10 protein-coding genes and 2 pseudogenes are annotated in these 17,061 nt (G+C 70.8%); 4 read left to right on the forward strand and 8 right to left on the reverse strand.

The annotated features are described in order from the left end of the window. Window positions 1-186: 186 nt before the first annotated feature. Complete coding sequence (locus tag AC5P1C_RS00700) at window positions 187-1,389, forward strand: magnesium and cobalt transport protein CorA (RefSeq protein ID WP_493863641.1); 1,203 nt, start codon at window positions 187-189, stop codon at window positions 1,387-1,389. 31 nt (window positions 1,390-1,420) lie between these two features. On the opposite strand, the gene AC5P1C_RS00705 is transcribed toward AC5P1C_RS00700, so the two are convergent. The 6 genes and pseudogenes from AC5P1C_RS00705 to sbnA form a co-directional block, all read right to left on the reverse strand. After that, a complete protein-coding gene (locus tag AC5P1C_RS00705) occupies window positions 1,421-2,626 on the reverse strand; it encodes a serine hydrolase domain-containing protein (RefSeq protein WP_493863642.1) in 1,206 nt (401 codons plus the stop codon). A gap of 236 nt (window positions 2,627-2,862) precedes the next feature. Further along, window positions 2,863-3,795: pseudogene (locus AC5P1C_RS00710) on the reverse strand (hydroxyacid dehydrogenase); the annotation flags it as partial. A gap of 74 nt (window positions 3,796-3,869) precedes the next feature. Then, entirely contained in the window at window positions 3,870-5,441 is a 1,572-nt protein-coding gene (locus AC5P1C_RS00715) for an L-lactate permease (RefSeq protein WP_493863643.1), read from the reverse strand. Continuing rightward, entirely contained in the window at window positions 5,438-7,336 is a 1,899-nt protein-coding gene (locus AC5P1C_RS00720; protein WP_493863644.1) for an FAD/NAD(P)-binding protein, read from the reverse strand. The genes AC5P1C_RS00715 and AC5P1C_RS00720 overlap by 4 nt, the downstream gene beginning before the upstream one ends. A 2-nt stretch (window positions 7,337-7,338) precedes the next feature. Continuing rightward, the gene (gene sbnB / locus AC5P1C_RS00725) at window positions 7,339-8,346 is read right to left on the reverse strand and encodes a 2,3-diaminopropionate biosynthesis protein SbnB (RefSeq protein ID WP_493863645.1); all 1,008 of its coding nucleotides are present in this window, start codon (window positions 8,344-8,346) and stop codon (window positions 7,339-7,341) included. A 3-nt stretch (window positions 8,347-8,349) separates the two neighbouring features. Beyond that, entirely contained in the window at window positions 8,350-9,402 is a 1,053-nt protein-coding gene (sbnA, locus tag AC5P1C_RS00730; protein ID WP_493863646.1) for a 2,3-diaminopropionate biosynthesis protein SbnA, read from the reverse strand. Between the two features lie 317 nt (window positions 9,403-9,719). On the opposite strand from sbnA, the gene AC5P1C_RS00735 reads away from it, so the two are divergent. Continuing rightward, window positions 9,720-10,700, forward strand: coding sequence for a transaldolase family protein (locus tag AC5P1C_RS00735; protein WP_493863647.1), 981 nt, complete (start codon window positions 9,720-9,722; stop codon window positions 10,698-10,700). 28 nt (window positions 10,701-10,728) lie between these two features. Here the strand turns inward: AC5P1C_RS00735 and AC5P1C_RS00740 are convergent, their stop codons facing one another. Then, window positions 10,729-11,400 carry a 50S ribosomal protein L11 methyltransferase gene (locus tag AC5P1C_RS00740; RefSeq protein WP_493863648.1) on the reverse strand — a complete coding sequence of 224 codons (672 nt, stop codon included), beginning with the start codon at window positions 11,398-11,400 and terminating at the stop codon, window positions 10,729-10,731. Between the two features lie 529 nt (window positions 11,401-11,929). Between AC5P1C_RS00740 and AC5P1C_RS00745 the strand changes: the two are divergent. After that, window positions 11,930-13,564, forward strand: a pseudogene (locus AC5P1C_RS00745) (helix-turn-helix domain-containing protein); the annotation flags it as partial. Here the strand turns inward: AC5P1C_RS00745 and AC5P1C_RS00750 are convergent. Then, window positions 13,554-14,933: an IS701 family transposase gene (locus AC5P1C_RS00750; protein WP_493863649.1), complete on the reverse strand. Its 1,380-nt coding sequence runs from the start codon at window positions 14,931-14,933 to the stop codon at window positions 13,554-13,556. The pseudogene AC5P1C_RS00745 and the gene AC5P1C_RS00750 sit on opposite strands and share 11 nt — an antisense overlap. A 347-nt stretch (window positions 14,934-15,280) precedes the next feature. Between AC5P1C_RS00750 and AC5P1C_RS00755 the strand changes: the two genes are divergently transcribed. Further along, window positions 15,281-17,023, forward strand: a complete 1,743-nt coding sequence (locus AC5P1C_RS00755; RefSeq protein ID WP_493863650.1) for a hypothetical protein — start codon at window positions 15,281-15,283, stop codon at window positions 17,021-17,023. Window positions 17,024-17,061 lie beyond the last annotated feature (38 nt).

The following is a 17,061-nucleotide window of genomic DNA, read 5'->3' on the forward strand; positions in this document are numbered from 1 at the left end:
GAGGCCGAGGAAGGTCGAGGAAGGCCGAGGAAGGCCGAAGGAGCTCCGAGGCCGCGGAAAGGCATCGAGATGTCGTCACGCTCGCGACTTTTGAGGCGTATATCCTGCTTCGGATACCCTGCTTCGAAGCCGTCAGCACACACGTTCGACATCAGTCGACGCCGTCCGACATGGGAGGCAGCCAACATGGCGGAGCGCCGGCCCCGGCCCGTACCGAGCGCGAAGAGGCACGGCTGGCGGCGCACGGCAGCACCGGCCAGGGCCGGTTCGGCATCCGGGAACGGGGACTCCGGAAACCCCGAAGCGACGCCCGCGTCCCCCTCCCCCGCGCCGCCGGACACCGCGAGCGTCGTGCAGGCCGCGCTCTACCGGGACGGGGTCCGCGTAGCGACGCCCGTCTCCCTGGCCGACACCTTCCGGGAGCTGCGCGAGCAGCGCGAGCAGCGCGAGCAGCGCGAGCAGCGCGACGGCATGGCATGGATCGGCCTCGCCCGCCCGACGGAGGCCGAACTCCTCTCCCTGGCTGCCGAGTTCGACCTGCACGAGCTGGCCGTCGAGGACGCGATGGAGGCCCACCAGCGGCCGAAGCTGGAACGCTACGGAGAAACTCTCTTCGTCGTCCTGCGCGCGGCCCGCTACCTGGACGCCCCGGAGGAGGTCGACTTCGGCGAACTGCACGTGTTCGTCGGGCCCGACTTCGTCATCACGGTGCGCCACGGAGCCGCCCCGGACCTGACCGGCGTACGCCGCCGCATGGAGGAGAGCCCGGAACTCCTCAAGCTCGGCCCGGAGGCGGTCCTGTACGCGATCCTGGACGCGGTGGTCGACGGATACGCCCCGGTCGTGGCCGGTGTCCAGAACGACATCGACGAGATCGAGACCGAGGTCTTCAGGGGTGACCCGGAGGTCTCCCGCCGCATCTACGAACTCTCCCGGGAAATGGTCGAGTTCCAACGCGCGACCCGCCCCCTGGTAACGATGCTGCACTCCCTGATGGCGGGCTTCGCGAAGTACCGCACCGACGAGGAACTCCAGCGCTACCTACGAGACGTGGCCGACCACGTCACACACACCAGCGAACGCGTCGACGGCTTCCGCCAGGCCCTGGCGGACATCCTCACGGTCAATTCCACGCTGGTCACGCAACAGCAGAACGCGGAGATGCGGGCGCTGGCGGAGGCGGGGTTCGAGCAGAACGAGGAGATCAAAAAGATCTCCTCGTGGGCGGCCATTCTGTTTGCCCCCACGTTGGTGGGAACGATCTACGGCATGAACTTCGACGAGATGCCGGAGCTGCACTGGACGTTCGGCTATCCGTTCGCGATCGGCCTGATGGCCGTGGTGTGCGTGAGTCTGTACTTCATCTTCAAGCGGCGGGACTGGCTGTAGGGGCGGGCCAAAGGGCCCGCCCGGGAGCCGGCTACGGCGCGGTGGCCGAGCCGTCGTAGACGTTCTTCGGGGTGGCGACCGCTGTGATCGCGCGGGCGAGCAGGGTGGACGGCTCCTGGCCCTGGCTCGTGATGTCGGTGTTCATCATGATCACCAGGGTGGCCTTCTTCGAGGGCAGGTAGACCGTCACGGTCTCGTAGCCCGGGATGGAGCCGTTGTGCCCGATCCAGCCGTGGGTCTTGAGGATGCCGAGACCGTACGTGGTCCCGGGGATGCCGGTGGGCAGCGTCTTGAGCCGCTGCTTCTGGGTCTCGGGGCTGAGCAGCTGCCCGGTGGCGACGGACTTGGCCCAGAGCCGCAGATCGTGCAGGTTCGAGATCATCGCCCCCGCCGCCCAGGCCCAGCTGGGGTTCCAGTTCGTCGCGTCCGCGACCTCACCGCTCAGGGTCTGGTTGGTGTAGCCGCGCGGGTGCGGGTGGGGGAACTCGTTGCCCCGCGGGAACAGTGTGTTGCGCAGGTGCGCCGGGTGCAGCACGCGGTGGTGGATGACGTCGGCGAGCGGGCGGCCGGTCACCTTCTCGATCACCAGGCCCAGCAGGACGAGGTTGGTGTTGGAGTACTGGAATTTCTTGCCCGGGGCGAAGGTGTTGCGGTGCTTGAAGCCGTACGCGAGGGACTGGCGGGGGGTGAAGGTGCGCTGCGGGTCGCTCAGCAGGTCGCGGATGAAGCCGGCGTCCTCGGTGTAGGGGAACAGACCGCTGCGCATCTCCGCGAGCTGACGCAGCGTGATGCGGTGACCCTTGGGCACGCCCTTGACGTACTTGGAGATCGGATCGTCCAGCTTGACCCGGCCCTCGTCCACGAGCTCCAGCAGCGCGGTGACGGTGAACGTCTTGGTCTCGCTGCCGATCCGGACGAAGGAGTCGGCGGTCATCGGCCGGCCGGTCCTGGTGTCGGCGACGCCCATGGACCGGACGTAGCAGCCCTTGCCCGGCATCCACAGACCGACGACGGCCCCGGGGATGTCCGCCTTCTTGCCGACGTCGTTCATGGCCTTGTCGAGGCGGGACGTGAGCCCCCGTCCCAGGCTGTTCGGGCAGTCGCCCTTGTCGGGGTGAGCGCTGACCGGCCGCTGATCGGCCGCGGCGGGATGGGCCACCGCCGGCGCCCACAAGGACGCGACGAGCAGCGCTGCGCAGAGCGTACGGCGGGAGGTCCGGGAGGTGGAAGGTCTCATTCGAGGGTGCCTCTTCCTGACGGGGGGTGGACGTCACGAACATCACCACCTCGGCCCGCGAGGCGCGCCCGACCGCCCGTCCCGGTGCCAAGAAGTCCACTCGATCGGCGCCACCCCGCAGCACGCGGCGGTGATCGCGGTGCACTGGGCGGAGCCCGGCGGCGCCGCGAACGCCGGGTTCAGCGGGTGGCCTCCGCGAGGCTCAGCCGGTCGATCTCCTCGAAGGCCCGGTCCGGGACATTCGCCGCGTCCGGCACCGGCCCACCGGCGAGGGCTCGTACGACCGACTCGGCGACCGTGACGCCCGCCTTCTCCTGGGCCTCCGTGGTGCCCGCTCCCAGGTGCGGGGTGGCGATGACGTTGTCCATGGCGAGCAGCGGCGAGCCGGTGCAGGGCTCCTCGTCGAAGACGTCGAGGGCGGCCCCCGCGATCTCCCCGTCGCTCAGGGCCGCGTGGAGCGCGGCCTCGTCGATGATGCCCCCGCGCGCGACATTGATCATGTACGCGGTCGGCTTGGCACGGCGCAGTTCGGCCGCGCCGATCAGACCCACGGTCTCGGCAGTTCTGGGCAGGTGGACCGTCACGAAGTCGGCCCGGTCCAGGAGTTCGTCGAGCGTGACCAGGGGCGTCCCGTCGTCGGTGGAGGTCACGTAGGGGTCGTACGCGATGACCGACATGTCGAACGCGGCGAGACGCCTGGCGACGAGTCGGCCGATGCGGCCGAAACCCACCACGCCGAGGGTCTTGCCTGCCAGTTCCACACCGGTGAAGCGGCTGCGCTGCCAAGCGCCCTGGCGCAGCGCGCCTGCCGCCTGCGGCAGGTTCCGGGCCGCCGCCAGGATCAGGGCGCAGGTCATCTCCGCGGCGCTGACCACATTGGCGGCCGGTGCGTTGACGACCAGCACACCGGCGGCGGTGGCGGCGGGGATGTCGACGTTGTCGAGGCCGACTCCGGCTCGCCCGACCACCTTCAAACGACGTGCCGTGCCGATCACTTCGGCGTCGGCCTGGGTACTGCTGCGCACCAGGAGCGCGTCGGCATCGGCGACGGCCGCCAGGAGCTGCCCGCGGTCGGTGCCGTCGCAGCGGCGGACCTCGATGTCAGGGCCGAGTGCGTCGACGGTTGCGGGGGAGAGTTGATCGGCGATCAGTACGACGGGCCTGGGCAACGTGATGCCTCCGGTTGAGGGCGGCCTTCGCGGCCGCTGGGAACGGGTGAGTGCGAGGGCAGTGGGTGGGTGGGTCACTGCCAGAGCAGGGCGATTACGCCGAGCACCAGGAACACCGCGGCGTGTGCAGCGAGTACGGTGCGCAGGACCCGTCCAGTGTCGACGGGGGTGTCCTCCGCGGACGTCGGTGACGAGGTCGTCTCGGTCGCCTCACATACCGCCGTCGCGGTGCCCGAGGGAGCCGCGGGCCGCGCCGACGGCTTCTTCGCCTGGTCCGAAGAAGCAACGGGGCCAGGAGTGTTCGTAGCCAGCTCGGCGGCCAGGACCACGCGGGCCACCGAGCCCGCGGAGGCCAGCGCGGCGCTGACGTTCTGGATGCCGACGAGCTGGAGCGCGGGGTAGCCGAGGGCCTGCGCGGCGGCGCTCTGGCTGGCGGCGAACATCGCGTTGGCACCGGTGTTGGAGCCTGCCAGGAAGCCGCCGACCGCGCCGATCCAGGGGGAGAGCATCAGGTAGGCGGGGCCCAGGGCGGCGCAGGCCTCGGCCATTTCCCTGCTCATGCCGGTCACCGTGAGCAGGGCGCCCAAGATCAGGAAGATCGCGGTGGTCAGGGTGACCTGCCACCACCGGGATGTGGCGGAGCGGGCCGCTTCGGGCAGCACATCGCCCGCGGTGCCGAGCAGGCGCGGGGTGAGCGCCGTGGTCAGCAGAAGCCAGCCGGCGGGCCCGGCGACCACGGTCCACCAGCCCTCCTGGATGCCCGCCGCGCTCAGCGCGCCCCGCCCGACGAGCAGGCCGAGCACGAGGAAGGCGTACGGCGCGAGGGCGCGGCCCACGGCCTCGGGACGCTCGCCGGCCGTGTACGTACGGTCCTGACGCGACCGGAAGCGCGACTGGCAGCGCGAGACGAGCAGCAGGACCGCGATGGTGGCGAGACCACCGAGTACGCCGGCGAGCGGCACCCCGATGAAGGTGTTGACCGCCCACACCGTGAGCCACAACGTGCCGGTGGCGAGGAGCAGTTCACCAGTGGCGGCCACCGCACGGCGGGCCCCGAAGGCCACCGCCAGGGCCGCGGCGCCGCAGATCAGGAAGACGGGCGCGGACAGCAGGGCGGAGACGACGCCGAGCTCCTGGAAGTCGACGCCGCCCAGTTCGGCGGAGACCAGACTGCCCGGGGCGAGCGAGCCCCAGGGCACGGTGACCAGGCCGAGCAGGCCGACGACGGCGGCCTTGGCCGGAGTGAGGCCGAGGCGGCGCAGGAGCGGGATGGCGACGACGACACCGATGCCGAACCCGGTGAGCGACTCGGCGAACGGTGTCACGCCGAACACCACGAGCAGCACCGCGCGGCTCTGCGGACCGCTGGCGCCGCCGAGCCGGTCGCCGAGCCGGGCCTGGGCCCCGGTGCGCGACATCAGCTCGCTGAGCAGGATGCCGCCGAACAGGATCCCGGCCAGCTCGACGAGCGTGGGCAGCATGTGCAGCTGGGCGTCGGCGAGTTCGGTGAGCGGGGTGTGGAACACCGCGGCGGTGAGAGCCGCCGCGGCGCCCAGGGCGGCGAGGGCGGCGTACAGCGCACGGACCTTGGCCGCGAGCAGGCCGAGGGTCACCAGGATCGGCAAGGTGGCCAGGGCTGCGTTCATCGGACGGCCTCCGCGGGGGTGAGTCGGCTCTCGCCGGTCCGGCGGGCCGCGTCGAGCATGGCGCGGACCGTGCGGTCCGCGTCCAGGAGCGCGCGGCTCACTCCGCCGGGTGAGGGGACGTAGTGGTTGTAGAACGTGGCGCCCTCGCAGAGCGGACCGAGGATCCACATCTGCTCGTCGACGTCCGCGTCCCGGCCCACCGGGTGCTGGCCGGGGGTGATGTCGACACCGCGGCTGCTGCGCGCTTCGGCGCGGTGGCGGCGGATGCGGCCGCTCTCACGCAGGTCCACGAGGAGCGCGCTGCCGGTGGCAGCCACGTCGGGCTGGCCCGAGGTTGCGTGGCACAGCCAGTCCGCGTGCTCGCTGTGCGGCTCGGTGAATCGGGTCGCCGACAGCCGCCAGGAACGCGTCGGCTCGTCCCAGTCCAGTTCCGGCTCGGGCCCGAAGGGCACGCGTACGACACCGGCGTGGATCAGTGCGAGCAGCTCACGGTGCCGGTCCAGCTGCGGGCCGGTCACCGCACGGTTGAGGTCGGCGGTGAACGAGCCGTAGAACTCGTCGTGCGACTTCTCGTCGAGGCCGCCGAAGTCGACCGCGTACCGGAGCACGTCCCGCTGGTCGCGCAGCACCTCGATGGCGGACTTGAGCGGGCTCGCGCCCAGGCCCTTGGTGGCCTCGACGAGGTCGGCCTCCAGGGCGGCGGTATACCGGTCCTGGTAGTCCGTGCTGTCCTTCAGGCCGCCGAGAGCGGGGAACAGTACTTGTTCGGCGGAGAACTGACCGTAAGCCGCGAGGTGTTCGGCATCGAGGCGGACCAGTTCGGCGCCCAGGGTGCCCGCGTGGGCCGCGGCCCGCAGCGCCTCCTCGGTGGCGAGTTCGGCGGCGCTGCCGGTGAGGGCGGCGCAGCGGCGGTGGAAGGCGATCCGCATCTCGGCACACACCAGCGGCACCAGATCGCCGTGCAGGCTGAGCGTGCCATCGGCCGAGTCGGCGCGCAGCCGGTCGATGCCCCGCTTGTTGAGTGCGAGCGGAGTGAAGGCACCATCGCGGGCCACCGCGGGCCGGGCGCGGAACGGCAGCCCGGTACGGGAGAACAGCAGGATGCTCGGCTCGTGGCCGCCGGGCAGGTACTCCCCCGCCGTGTTGTAGCGCCCGCCGCGGCCCAGGGTGAGAGCGGCCAGCGCGTCCATCCCGGACAGGCCGGTGCCGGCGAGAGCGACGGTGTGCTCGGGGCGGACCTCGGCGAACTGCCGGGCCGGCGGATAGGGCGTACGGATCCGCCGGTGCTCGCCGGGCGACCGCGTGGCCGCCGGCGGCGTGTGGCCCGTGGTGAGGAAGACGTACCGGCTGCGCAGCACCGTGCCGTTGTCCAGGGTGATGGCGCGCAGTCCGTCGCCCGCCTCGGTCAGCTCGATCGCCGTGGTCGGGTGCAGCCGGATGTTCAGGTGCGCGGAGGCGCGGTCGAGGGTGCGCTGCAGGAACCAGCTGAGGTACTCGCCGAGGATCCGCCGTGGCAGATAGTCGTCGGGGCGTATCTCGCGGCCCTGCTCACCGAGGGTGAATCCGTCGTCGGCGATACGCAGTCCGCGCTCGCTCACCCACTCGTACAGGGTGGGGCCGCGGTCGCCGACATGGGCGCCGACGGTGGCCTCACCGGGGAACGGGGAGACCTGGCTGCATACGGTGTTGAGCAGCAGATAGTCGGGCTGACTTGTGTCGTGCAGGCCGACCCCGTCGCAGGCCGGGTCGACGAGGTCGACAGTGAGGGGGCGGCTGCCCCACTCGGGGAGTGAGGTCAGGGTGATGATGCGTTCGAGTACGCCGATGCCGCGTGAGCCGAGCCCGATGACGCTGACGCCGACCGGCAACTCCGCCTCGGTGGGGAGGAATTCCACGGTTACCACCGCTGCGTTTCGCCGAAGAAGTCGGAGATCTCGACGGCTTCGCCGGACTGCACTGCCGTGCGGTAGACGAAGGTGCCGACCGCGAGGTCGAGCACCCCGAGGCCGAACGGGGAGAAGATGACCGGCTTGTCGGCGGCCGGCTCGACCTCGCCGCGGATGACCTGGGCGAGGGTGCCGTCGATGAAGTCGCGGTGGCCGTACTTCTGTTCCGCCAGGTGCGGGGAGGTGTTGGCCGTCATGCAATGGCCGATGTCGTCGAGGATGTTCTGCGCGTCGACGACGATCTCGGGGGCGATGTCGCGCAGCGAGACGTTCAGGACGACCTGGCCGGGGGCGAACGCCTTGGGGTCGAGGACGTAGGGCTCGCCCGCGGTGGTCGCGAACACCACCAGGTCGGCGCCGTCCACCGCGGCCTTGAAGTCGCCCTCGGTGCGTGCCGCGTAGCCGAGTTCCGTGGCGGCGTAGTCGGCGAACGCCGCGCCGTACTCGGGGAGTCGGTCGTGGATGACGAGGTCTTCGGCTTCCCAGTCCTGGGCCTTGAAGAACTCCAGGATGTTGCGGGCGATGATCCCGGCGCCCACGATGGTCAGCCGCTTGACGGTGCGCGAACCGGTCAGCTCCTGGGCGGCGAGGACCGCGGAGGCCGCGGTACGGGCCGCGCTGATCTGGGACGCCTCCAGGCAGGCGAACGGATAGCCGGTCTCGTAGTCGTTGAGCAGCAGGGCCGCGGAGGCGCGGGGCACCTTGTTCTTGATGTTGCCGGGGAAGCTGCTGATCCACTTGATGCCGGCCACGTTGTACTCGCCGCCGAGATAGGCGGGCAGGGCGATGATGCGGCTGTCCGGCTTGTCGGGGAAGCGCAGGAAGTAGCTGTTGGGGTTGATGGAGTCGCCGTCCTCATGTGCTAGATAGGTGGCCCGGACTTCCTCGACGATCTGCTTGCGGTTGCGCCCGATGATGTCCCGGGCGGCCTTTCCGCCGATGACACTGAACTCGAACATGGGTTATCCCTTCATCGCCAGGGCGGCGTCGCGCCCCAGTTCCGCTTCGGTGTTCTGGTACGTGTTCCGGTCCGCGGTCCGGGAACTGCGCGGGCCGGGATCGAGGCGGCCGAACCGCTCGTAGATCCAGACGTCGTCGTAGATCGTGTCGAGATAGCGGTCGCCGATATCGGGCGCGATGGCCATCACCAGGGAGCCCGGCTCGATGCGGTCGCGGTCGCGCTCGACGGCGGCGAGGACCGATCCCGTCGAGCCTCCGAGGGCGATTCCGCGCTCCGCGGCGAGTCGCCGGCACATCCGTACGGCCTCGAACTCCGGGATCAGGATGGCCTCGTCGACCCGCCCGTCCTTGAATATCTCGGGCCGCCTGCTGGTGCCGAGACCGGGAATGTGGCGCTTTCCGGGCGCCGCGCCGAAGGTCACCGAGCCCAGCGAGTCCACGGCGACGATCCGGGTGTGCGGCGAGTGCTCCCGGAAGTAGTCGGTGCAGCCCATCAGGGTTCCGGTGGTACCGGCGCCGATGAAGAGGTGGTCGATCCGCCACTCCTGTTCGGCGGCCTGCCGGACGATGGAGGCGGCCGTTCGCTCGTAGTGGGCCCTCGGATTGGCCGGGTTGGCGTACTGGTTCGGCCAGACCAGTTCGGAGTCCTCGCTCAGCCGCTCCTGGATGTAGTCGATCCGGGTCTGCAGATAGCCGCCGTTGGCGTCGCGCGCGGTCACCAGGACGACATCCGCGCCGAATGCCTCCATCAGTCCGAGGCTCTGCTTCGAGGTGTTCGGGTCGACGACACAGGTGAAGGAGTAGCCACGCGCGGCGCACACGGAGCTGAGGGCGATGCCGAGGTTCCCGGAGGACGATTCGATGACTCGTCCGCCCGGTTTCAGGAGTCCCTTGAGCTCGGCGTCCTCGATAAGACCGACCGCCGCCTTGATCTTGATTGATCCTGCCGGGTTGAGGCCTTCGATCTTGAGTTTGAGATCTACATGGGGGATGAACTGCTCGAGGTCCAGGAAGACGCTGTCCAGGACCAGTTCATGAGCGTTCCGATAGAGCATCGGACCTCGTCCTTCTGTTTCGGTACGAATGGCGGAGCGGCCCCGTGGGCTCCGCGGGCATGGTCGTCATGCCGGGCCGGCGGGGTGCTCCGTGGAGCCCGCCCTCGTCGGCGACAACACGAAGTTAGGGCGACGACCGAGTCGGCTGCGCGCCCTGGGGCCGACTTCGTCAAGTGCCGTTCCACGCACGGTGGATGTGACCTGCGCGCGCAGCGACCTGACGAAGTTGTGGGTGCAGTGGCCGCGGCAGCGGGCAAAGTGACATAGGACGGAGACGCCACTGGCCGCGCCGGGGGTCCCTGCCTAGGCTCTGGCGCATGATCAGCCAAACGGCGATCGGATTCACGGAGCAGCTCGCGGCCGAGGGCGTCCAGTCATGGTTGACGCCGGATCACGCGACGCGTGCCGGGACGGCGCGGCTTCTGCCGTACGCCCTCGCCGTCACTCGGGGCTCCGTGACCGGCGTGGCCCTGCCCGGCGACGTACCGCCCGACCTCAGCGCCGTGACCCCGCTGTGCGAGCGCCTCGGTGAGCCGGCCGCGCCGGGTGGTGGCCCCACCGGGCAGGTGTCGGCGCCGCTCGACCCGGCGCTCGCCCATGACCGTGCGGGACTGGTGTCGGCCGCGTGCGAGCTGCGTGCCGCCGTGGGCCGGGACAACCTCCTGGTGCAGATTCCCGCCACGGACGCGGGCGTCGAGGCCGTCGAGGAGTGCCTGGCCCGGGGCCTGCACGTGGACGTCACACTGATCTGCGGCACACGGCGGTGCGAGCGGGTCCTCGACGCGTACCTGACCGGGCTTGAACGGGCCATGACCGCGGGGCATGACCTGCGGCGCATCGGGACCGTTCTGTCGTGTCCGGTCGACCTCGTGGACACCTTGGCCGCGGCCCCGGAGCAAGCGGTACCGACGGCCGGCGTCGCCACGGCGCGGCTGCTGTACCGGCTGCGCGAGCAGCGACTCGACGGCAGCTGGTGGCGGGTCCTGCGGGCCGCGAGGGCGCGTCAGCCGTCCTTCCTGTGGACAGGCGTGCGGCCGCACCACATGGCCCGCCTGGTCGGCTGGAACACCGGGATGACCTTCACGCCCGACGCTCTCGAACGGGCAGCGTGGGACACCGAGTTGACCGGCGACGCGCTCCTGAACAGGCACCTCGACGCCGAGCGGGAGCTGGCCGCCCTCTCGCCCGCCGGATCCGCTCACGCCACGGCCGACGAGGCCGTCGAGGCGGAACTCGACCGTCGGCGGCACGCCTGGAACGCGCGGTCCCGACGCTGGCGGAGCCCCGCCGGTGAGTGACTTCGCTCGGTGGTCGGCGGGGGCTCGCTCAGCGGCCGACGGGGACGACTTCGAGCAGCATGTGCTCGACGAGGTCGCTGCCGTACTCGCCTTCGAGCACCTCGACGCTGCTCGCGGCACGCAGCTCGCGGCCGGATTCGGCGGCAATACCGAGCAATGCGGTCAGATCGCCCCGGCTGCTGAAGTGGAGCAGGGCCCGTCCGCCCGGGGTGAGGCGGTTGGGCGCCTCGGCAAGGAACCGCTGGTGGGTGCGGTATCCGGCGTCGACGTAGCCACGCTCATGGAGGGAGCTGTACTCGTAACCCTCGGGCGCGAGAACGTAGTTGGAGCTCCAGAAGACGGTGTCGAAGCGCTCGTCGGGGCCGAGTCCGTCGAAGAGGTCACTGTGCAGGGCGCGCACCCGGTCGGTCACCCGGTGACGAGACGCGTTGAGCTCCGCGTTGCGCACCGCCTTCGGGTTGATGTCGAGGGCGACCACCCGCTCCGATCCGGCGAGCGCCGCGAGGACCGCGATCACCCCGCTTCCGGTGCCGACCTCGAGGAAGGATGGCCCCACCGCGGCCGGAGCGTCACCGGCGAGGCCGAGGAAGTCGACACCCACGCCGGTGGACGGCGAGTAGACGGGCGCGAACACCTCGTCGAGGAGGTCCCACTCCCGGCCGCACATGCGGAAGACGTCTGGGCGATCACCTCTGGTCAAGGAGATTCGACTACGCTCGATCGAACGTTCGTAACTCTGGATGTACGCCACTGCTTTCCCCCGTGGAGACTTTTGTCGGCCCTTGATCGTCATCACTAAACGTCAGGGTGTAGCTCCAGAACGATCTCGCCTGGGGCCGGTCACAGGAAGGTGGTCCGGCAACAGGCCTGTCCGTGCGCTGCGGTGCTCCGACCACCACACACTTGCCCTGACCTGGAGTTTTTCGTTCAACAATCTGTTGACGTGAAGCGCGCGGGTCATCTAGTTTCCACAGGAACGGGCAGCCGTGTGCTGCGCGGAGCCAGCAGGGAGCCACCTGCGGGCAGCCACCGGAGCGAGGAGGACGGACGACGTGCGCGAGCCCAGCGAGTCGCACGAACTCGTCGAACTCCTGGAGTTGTTGGCCGAGAACGCTCCGGGGGACCAGTTCGAGGAGGTGCTGCGCCGAGCCCGCGCCACTGACCCGGATCCCGTGCGCATCGAGCGTCTCGAACGGGCCAGGCGCCTGGCTCTGCAGGTGCACGAGACCATGTCGCAGCACCACCGGCGGCAGATCGGACTCTCGGCGCTCGTCGACACGGCCCGCGAGCTGACGCTTCCCTACGACCTCGACGGGCTCCTGAACGTCATCGCGCGCCGGGCGCGCTTTCTGCTCAACCTCGACATGTCCTGGGTGTCGATCCACGACAGTGAGGGCGGCCACTCGGTGGTACGGGCCGCCGACGGGCACATCAGCACGCTCAGCGTGGGCATGCGCGTGCCGACAACGGGCGGCCTCGGCAACATGGTGACCGAGCGCGCGGCACCCGTCTGGACCGCGGACTACCTCAACGACCGGCGGATCCCGCGGGCGGACGTCACCGTGAACGCCGTACGGGCGGAGGGGCTGCGCGCCCTGCTCGCCGTGCCCCTGCGCAAGGAGGGCACGATCCTCGGGGTGCTCTACGCGGCGCAGCGTCAGGTGCGCCGGTTCACCCCGGACGAGATCACGCTGATGTCGTCCCTCGGTGACCTGGCCGCGGTGGCCATCGAGAAGGCCAGGCTCCTCGACCGCGCACAGCACGAGCTGACCGAACTCAGCCGTCACGCGTCGCGCGCCGAGGACTCCTCCACCTCGGCCCAGCGGCTGAACTCCGCGCACACCCGGCTCATCGATCTGGTGCTGCGCGGCGGTGATCTGCACACCCTGGTCGACGCGGTCGGCGAGCTGCTCGACTGCACGGTCCTCCTGCACGACCCGAGCGGCACCAACCTCACCACGAACACCGTCCCGGAACTCGATGAGACCGAGATCCGCAGGGCATCCATCAACGCCCACTCCGGGCAGCAGCCGGTCGAGGCGCCCGGCGGCACCTGGGTCTGCCCCGTGATGGCCGGCGATGAGCTGCTCGGCACCCTCGCCCTCTCCCCCAACACCCCTTTGGGCGAACCGCAGTTCCCGCTGCTCTCCCTGGTCGCCCAGGTGACCGCCGTCTCCGTCCTGCTGCAGCGCAGCACCAACCTCGCCGAGGGCCAGGCCCGCAGCGACGTGTTCCACGACCTGCTCAACGGCGGGCAGTTGTCGGCCAAGCAACTGGACGACCGGGCACGCAGGCTCTCGGTCGACCTCACCCGGCCCCATGTCCTGGTGGTGGCGCGGCCGGACGGCGACTCCCCCGGCCGGGGCGCGTTCTGGGCCTCCTCCTACGCGCACCAGCGGGCCGGCGCGAAGAGTGTGGAGGGCGACGAGATCGTCCTGCTGCTGCCCGGCTCCGATCCCGCGGCGGTCGGCCGTGCCGTGGCTGCGGAGCTGTCCGCGGCGCTCGGCAATCCGGCGACGGTCGGCTCGGCGGGGCCCGTCGCCCACGCCAAGGACCTCACCGACGCCTTCCAGGAGGCGCAGCGGTGTGTGGATTCGCTGCTCGCGCTCGGCTCCGTCGGCGGCAGCGCCTCGACGCGTGAACTCGGCTTCCTGGGGCTCCTGTTGTCGGACCAGCCCAACGCGGTGGTCTTCATCGCGGATGCCATCGGCACGGTCCTCGACTACGACGCACAGCAGGGCACCGAGCTGACCCGCACCCTGGAGGCGTACTTCGCGCACGGTTCCAGCCCCACCAGGGCAGCGGACACCCTCCATGTGCACCCCAACACCGTGGCCCGCAGGCTGGAGCGGATCACCGAGCTGCTCGGTGACGGCTGGCAGGACTCCCGGCAGCTCCTTGAGGTCCAGCTGGCGCTGCGGCTGCACCGGATCCGCCACACCGTGACCACACGGGGCGCCGATCCGGCCGTACGCCGCTGAACCGACGGGCGGCGAGCGCGTGCACAGGGACCGGGGCACGTTCCCCGCGCGACAGGACGGCCACCGCGTGCGCCACCGACGCCAGCGTCATGTGGCGGTGCCAGCCGCCGAACGAGCGGCCCTCGAAGTCCCGCAGCCCGACCTGCCCGCCCACCGTCTCGGCGTCGTGCGCGACGCGTGCGCCCAGCTTGGTCAGGCTCAGCAGTTCGGATGCCGGAATCCGGGTCATCCCGGTCAGCCAGATACGGGCTGGGGGCAGCGCGGGGTCCGTCCACTCCCCTAGGACCAGGAGGGGGCGCCGGTCCCTCGCCGCCGCGGGCGACGACACCGCGGGCGACGACACCGCGGGCGACGCCGGGCGGCCGGTGCCGCGCCGTCCGGGCTCGGGCAGAGTCACCGGGACCGCGGCGACCAGGGAGGTCTGCCTTCGCCCCGTGCGCGGGTCGGTCCACTCGACGGGCCGCCGCAGCCCCTTGACCGCATCGAGCAGGTGGCGCACGCCGAGCGGCCCCGCGCCGTAGCCGGGCAGCGAGGGCTCGGCCACCTCCAGCGTGAGGGCACCGACCCGGGCGAGCAGCGGAACACCGGCCGCATCGAAGTCCGTGATCAGCCGACGGAGGCCGGCCCCGGCCACATCGAAGACCACCGGCAGGGTCGGCCCCTGCCAGGTCCGCATGGCCTCCAGGACGGACGCCGCCGCGCACTCCTCGGGTGTCTCGCTGATCACCTCCGTCGGAATGCCCGCATCGCGGCGACGGACCGGGTCCTCGGTCCAACGGTCCGACAGGAAGAGCCGCCAGGTGACGGGCGCGCTCAGCTCCTCGTTCGCGAACCACACTCCGTATGCGTGCTGCCCGGCCGACGCGCCGCCGCCCTGCTCCACGCCCGTGAGCGGCTCCACGCCCACAGTGCGGTCGCCCAGCTTGGGGATGGTGAGGGACTGGACCACCCAGGCCCGCGGTACCGCCCGCTCGTGCAGCTGCTGCGCGAGCGCCTCCCGTACGGGCCTCCAGTCCCAGGTGGAGGCGCTGATGAAGTGGTGCATGCTCTGCTCCGCCGCGCTGCCGCCGGTCAGGGCTGCGATGCCGCGCATGGACTTGCGGCCCTGGACCGTGAGCAGGCCCCTCACATACTGCTCGCCCTTGGCGCGCTGGTCCCTGCGCTGCAGGGACGGCGGCAGGACACTGTCCACCAGGTCCGTGGCCACTGCCGTCCGGGCCGGGAGCTCGATCACGGCGTCCCCCTTCTTCATGGCTCGATGTCTCTCGATCGAGATCCACAGTGGTCCGCCGACGAGCCACAGACGATGTGCCACCGGCACCCATCTGGGCCGCGGGGTGGTGGTCGGAGCACCACCATCGAGAGCTCAAGGCCGGTGTTTCCTGGCCGCTCTACAATGACCGGGTTCACTCCAGGAGGGCCCCTGGCGTGCCCCGAAACTGGTCAGAAAGGTTGCAAAAGGGCTTGAAATTCGCTAGCCACCCTCACCGCGAACCGCGAACCGCGAACCGCGAACCGCGAACCGCGAACCGCGAACCGCGAACCGCGAACCGCGAACCGCGAACCGCGTAACCTGCGCTGAGCGCAAGGAGGTTCGGGGTGGCCGGGCGTCCCGCTGACCTTCCGTTCCTGCGCGTTCCTGTCGGGCACGACGCCCACCGTTGGAGCACATTCCCCGGTGAGCGAAAGCTCGTCGTCGCCACTCGTACCCTCACGTCGACGATCCGCGTCCTGGAGACGCTGCCATCAGTGCTCCGTGGGGACCCCCGGGTGACCGTGGTCTTCGCCCATGACCCGACATCCGCCTTCGGCGACGGCTCGCTCGACCTGCTCCATGACTCCGGCTGCCGCGTCATGCCGTGGGACCAGCTGCCCCATGTGACCCCCGACCTGATCCTCAGCGCGAGCGAGAACATCGATGTCCCCGAAGGGGACTGCCCGGTCCTCGTGCTCCCGCACGGTGTCGGCTTTCAGAAGTACGTGCCCGATTCCCGTTCCGCGCACAGTCGTCTGTCGGGTGTCGCACCCGACGCGCTCCTCGAAGCGGGCCGGGCCTGGACAGCCGTGTCGCATCCCGAGCAGGAGCGGCAACTGCTCGCCGCTCACCCCAAGAACGCCGGGCGCACGCTGATCATCGGGGATCCCTGCCTCGACGAACTGCTCGTCAGCGGGGACCGGCGAGGTGACTACCGGCGGGCGCTCGGTGTCGCGGACGATCAGCGCCTGATCCTCGTGAGCTCGACGTGGGGGCCGACCTCCCTCATCGGCCGCAGCCCCGGCCTGCCCGCGCGTCTCCTCTCCGGCCTGCCCTGGGACGAGTATCGCGTCGCTCTGGTGTTGCACCCCAACGTATGGGCGGCCCACGGCACCTGGGCCATCCGCGCTCTCCAGGCCGAGGCCCTCGACGCCGGGCTGCTGCTGATCCCGCCGGTGCACGACTGGCGTCCCACGCTCGTGGCCGCCGACGCGGTCATCGGGGACCACGGCTCGGTGACGCTGTACGGCGCCGCTCTGGGCAAGCCTCTCGCCTTGGCCGCGTACGGAGAGGATGCCGTGCCCGGCACCGCCGGCGCCGACCTGGCACGGCTCGCCCCTCGGTTCGATCCCGAGATCGGTCCACTGCGGCAGATCGAGGACGTACTGCGAGCCCATGCGGACAAGCCCGAGCAGTACTCCCCGGTGGCGGCCCGTGCCTTCGACGAGCCCGGCACCTCGCTCAGCCGGCTGCGTACCGCGCTGTACGGTCTGCTCCGTCTGGAGCCGCCACCGACCGCGTCGCCGCCACCGCTCGTTCTGACCGCACCGGGCAACAACCCCGCCTCGCCTGTCGCCTCTTGGACGGTCGGCACGCATGTCGGCTTCGGGACCACGGGAGTGCCTGCCGTGGCCGTCCGCCGTATTCCAGCAGCCGTCACCGACGCAGACTCCGTCGCCGACGCCGACGCCGACGTACAGAGCGAGGGAGAAGAGCACTTCTCGCATCTGTCGGTCCGCCCGGACGAGGAGCGTGACCGCCGCCTGACCGAGAGCGCCTCGGTCCTGCTGGGCTCCGCCCCCGCGCCGACCGCCACCGCCGCCCGGCGCTGGGTCCGCGACGCGCTCGCCAGGTGGCCCGGAAGCCTCCTGGCCGCGACCTCGCTGTCGTCCGGGGACTGCATGGTGGCCCTCCGCGACGGCCGGACCGTCCTGGCGCGGGCCGGCGCGGGGAGCACCGACCCGGGGCTCGTCGCCGCGGCCGTCTACACTTGCCTCCGGGCCGACCACCTGCCGGCCGGCGGCCTGGTCACCGTGCGCACCGGCGACACACTCACCGATATCCGGCTGCTGTCCTGGTCGCACTGACCCCTCTGCCCCTACGTCTCTCCGCCTTGCGGCTCTCC

It is taken from the genome of Streptomyces sp. A18 (assembly GCF_059026065.1).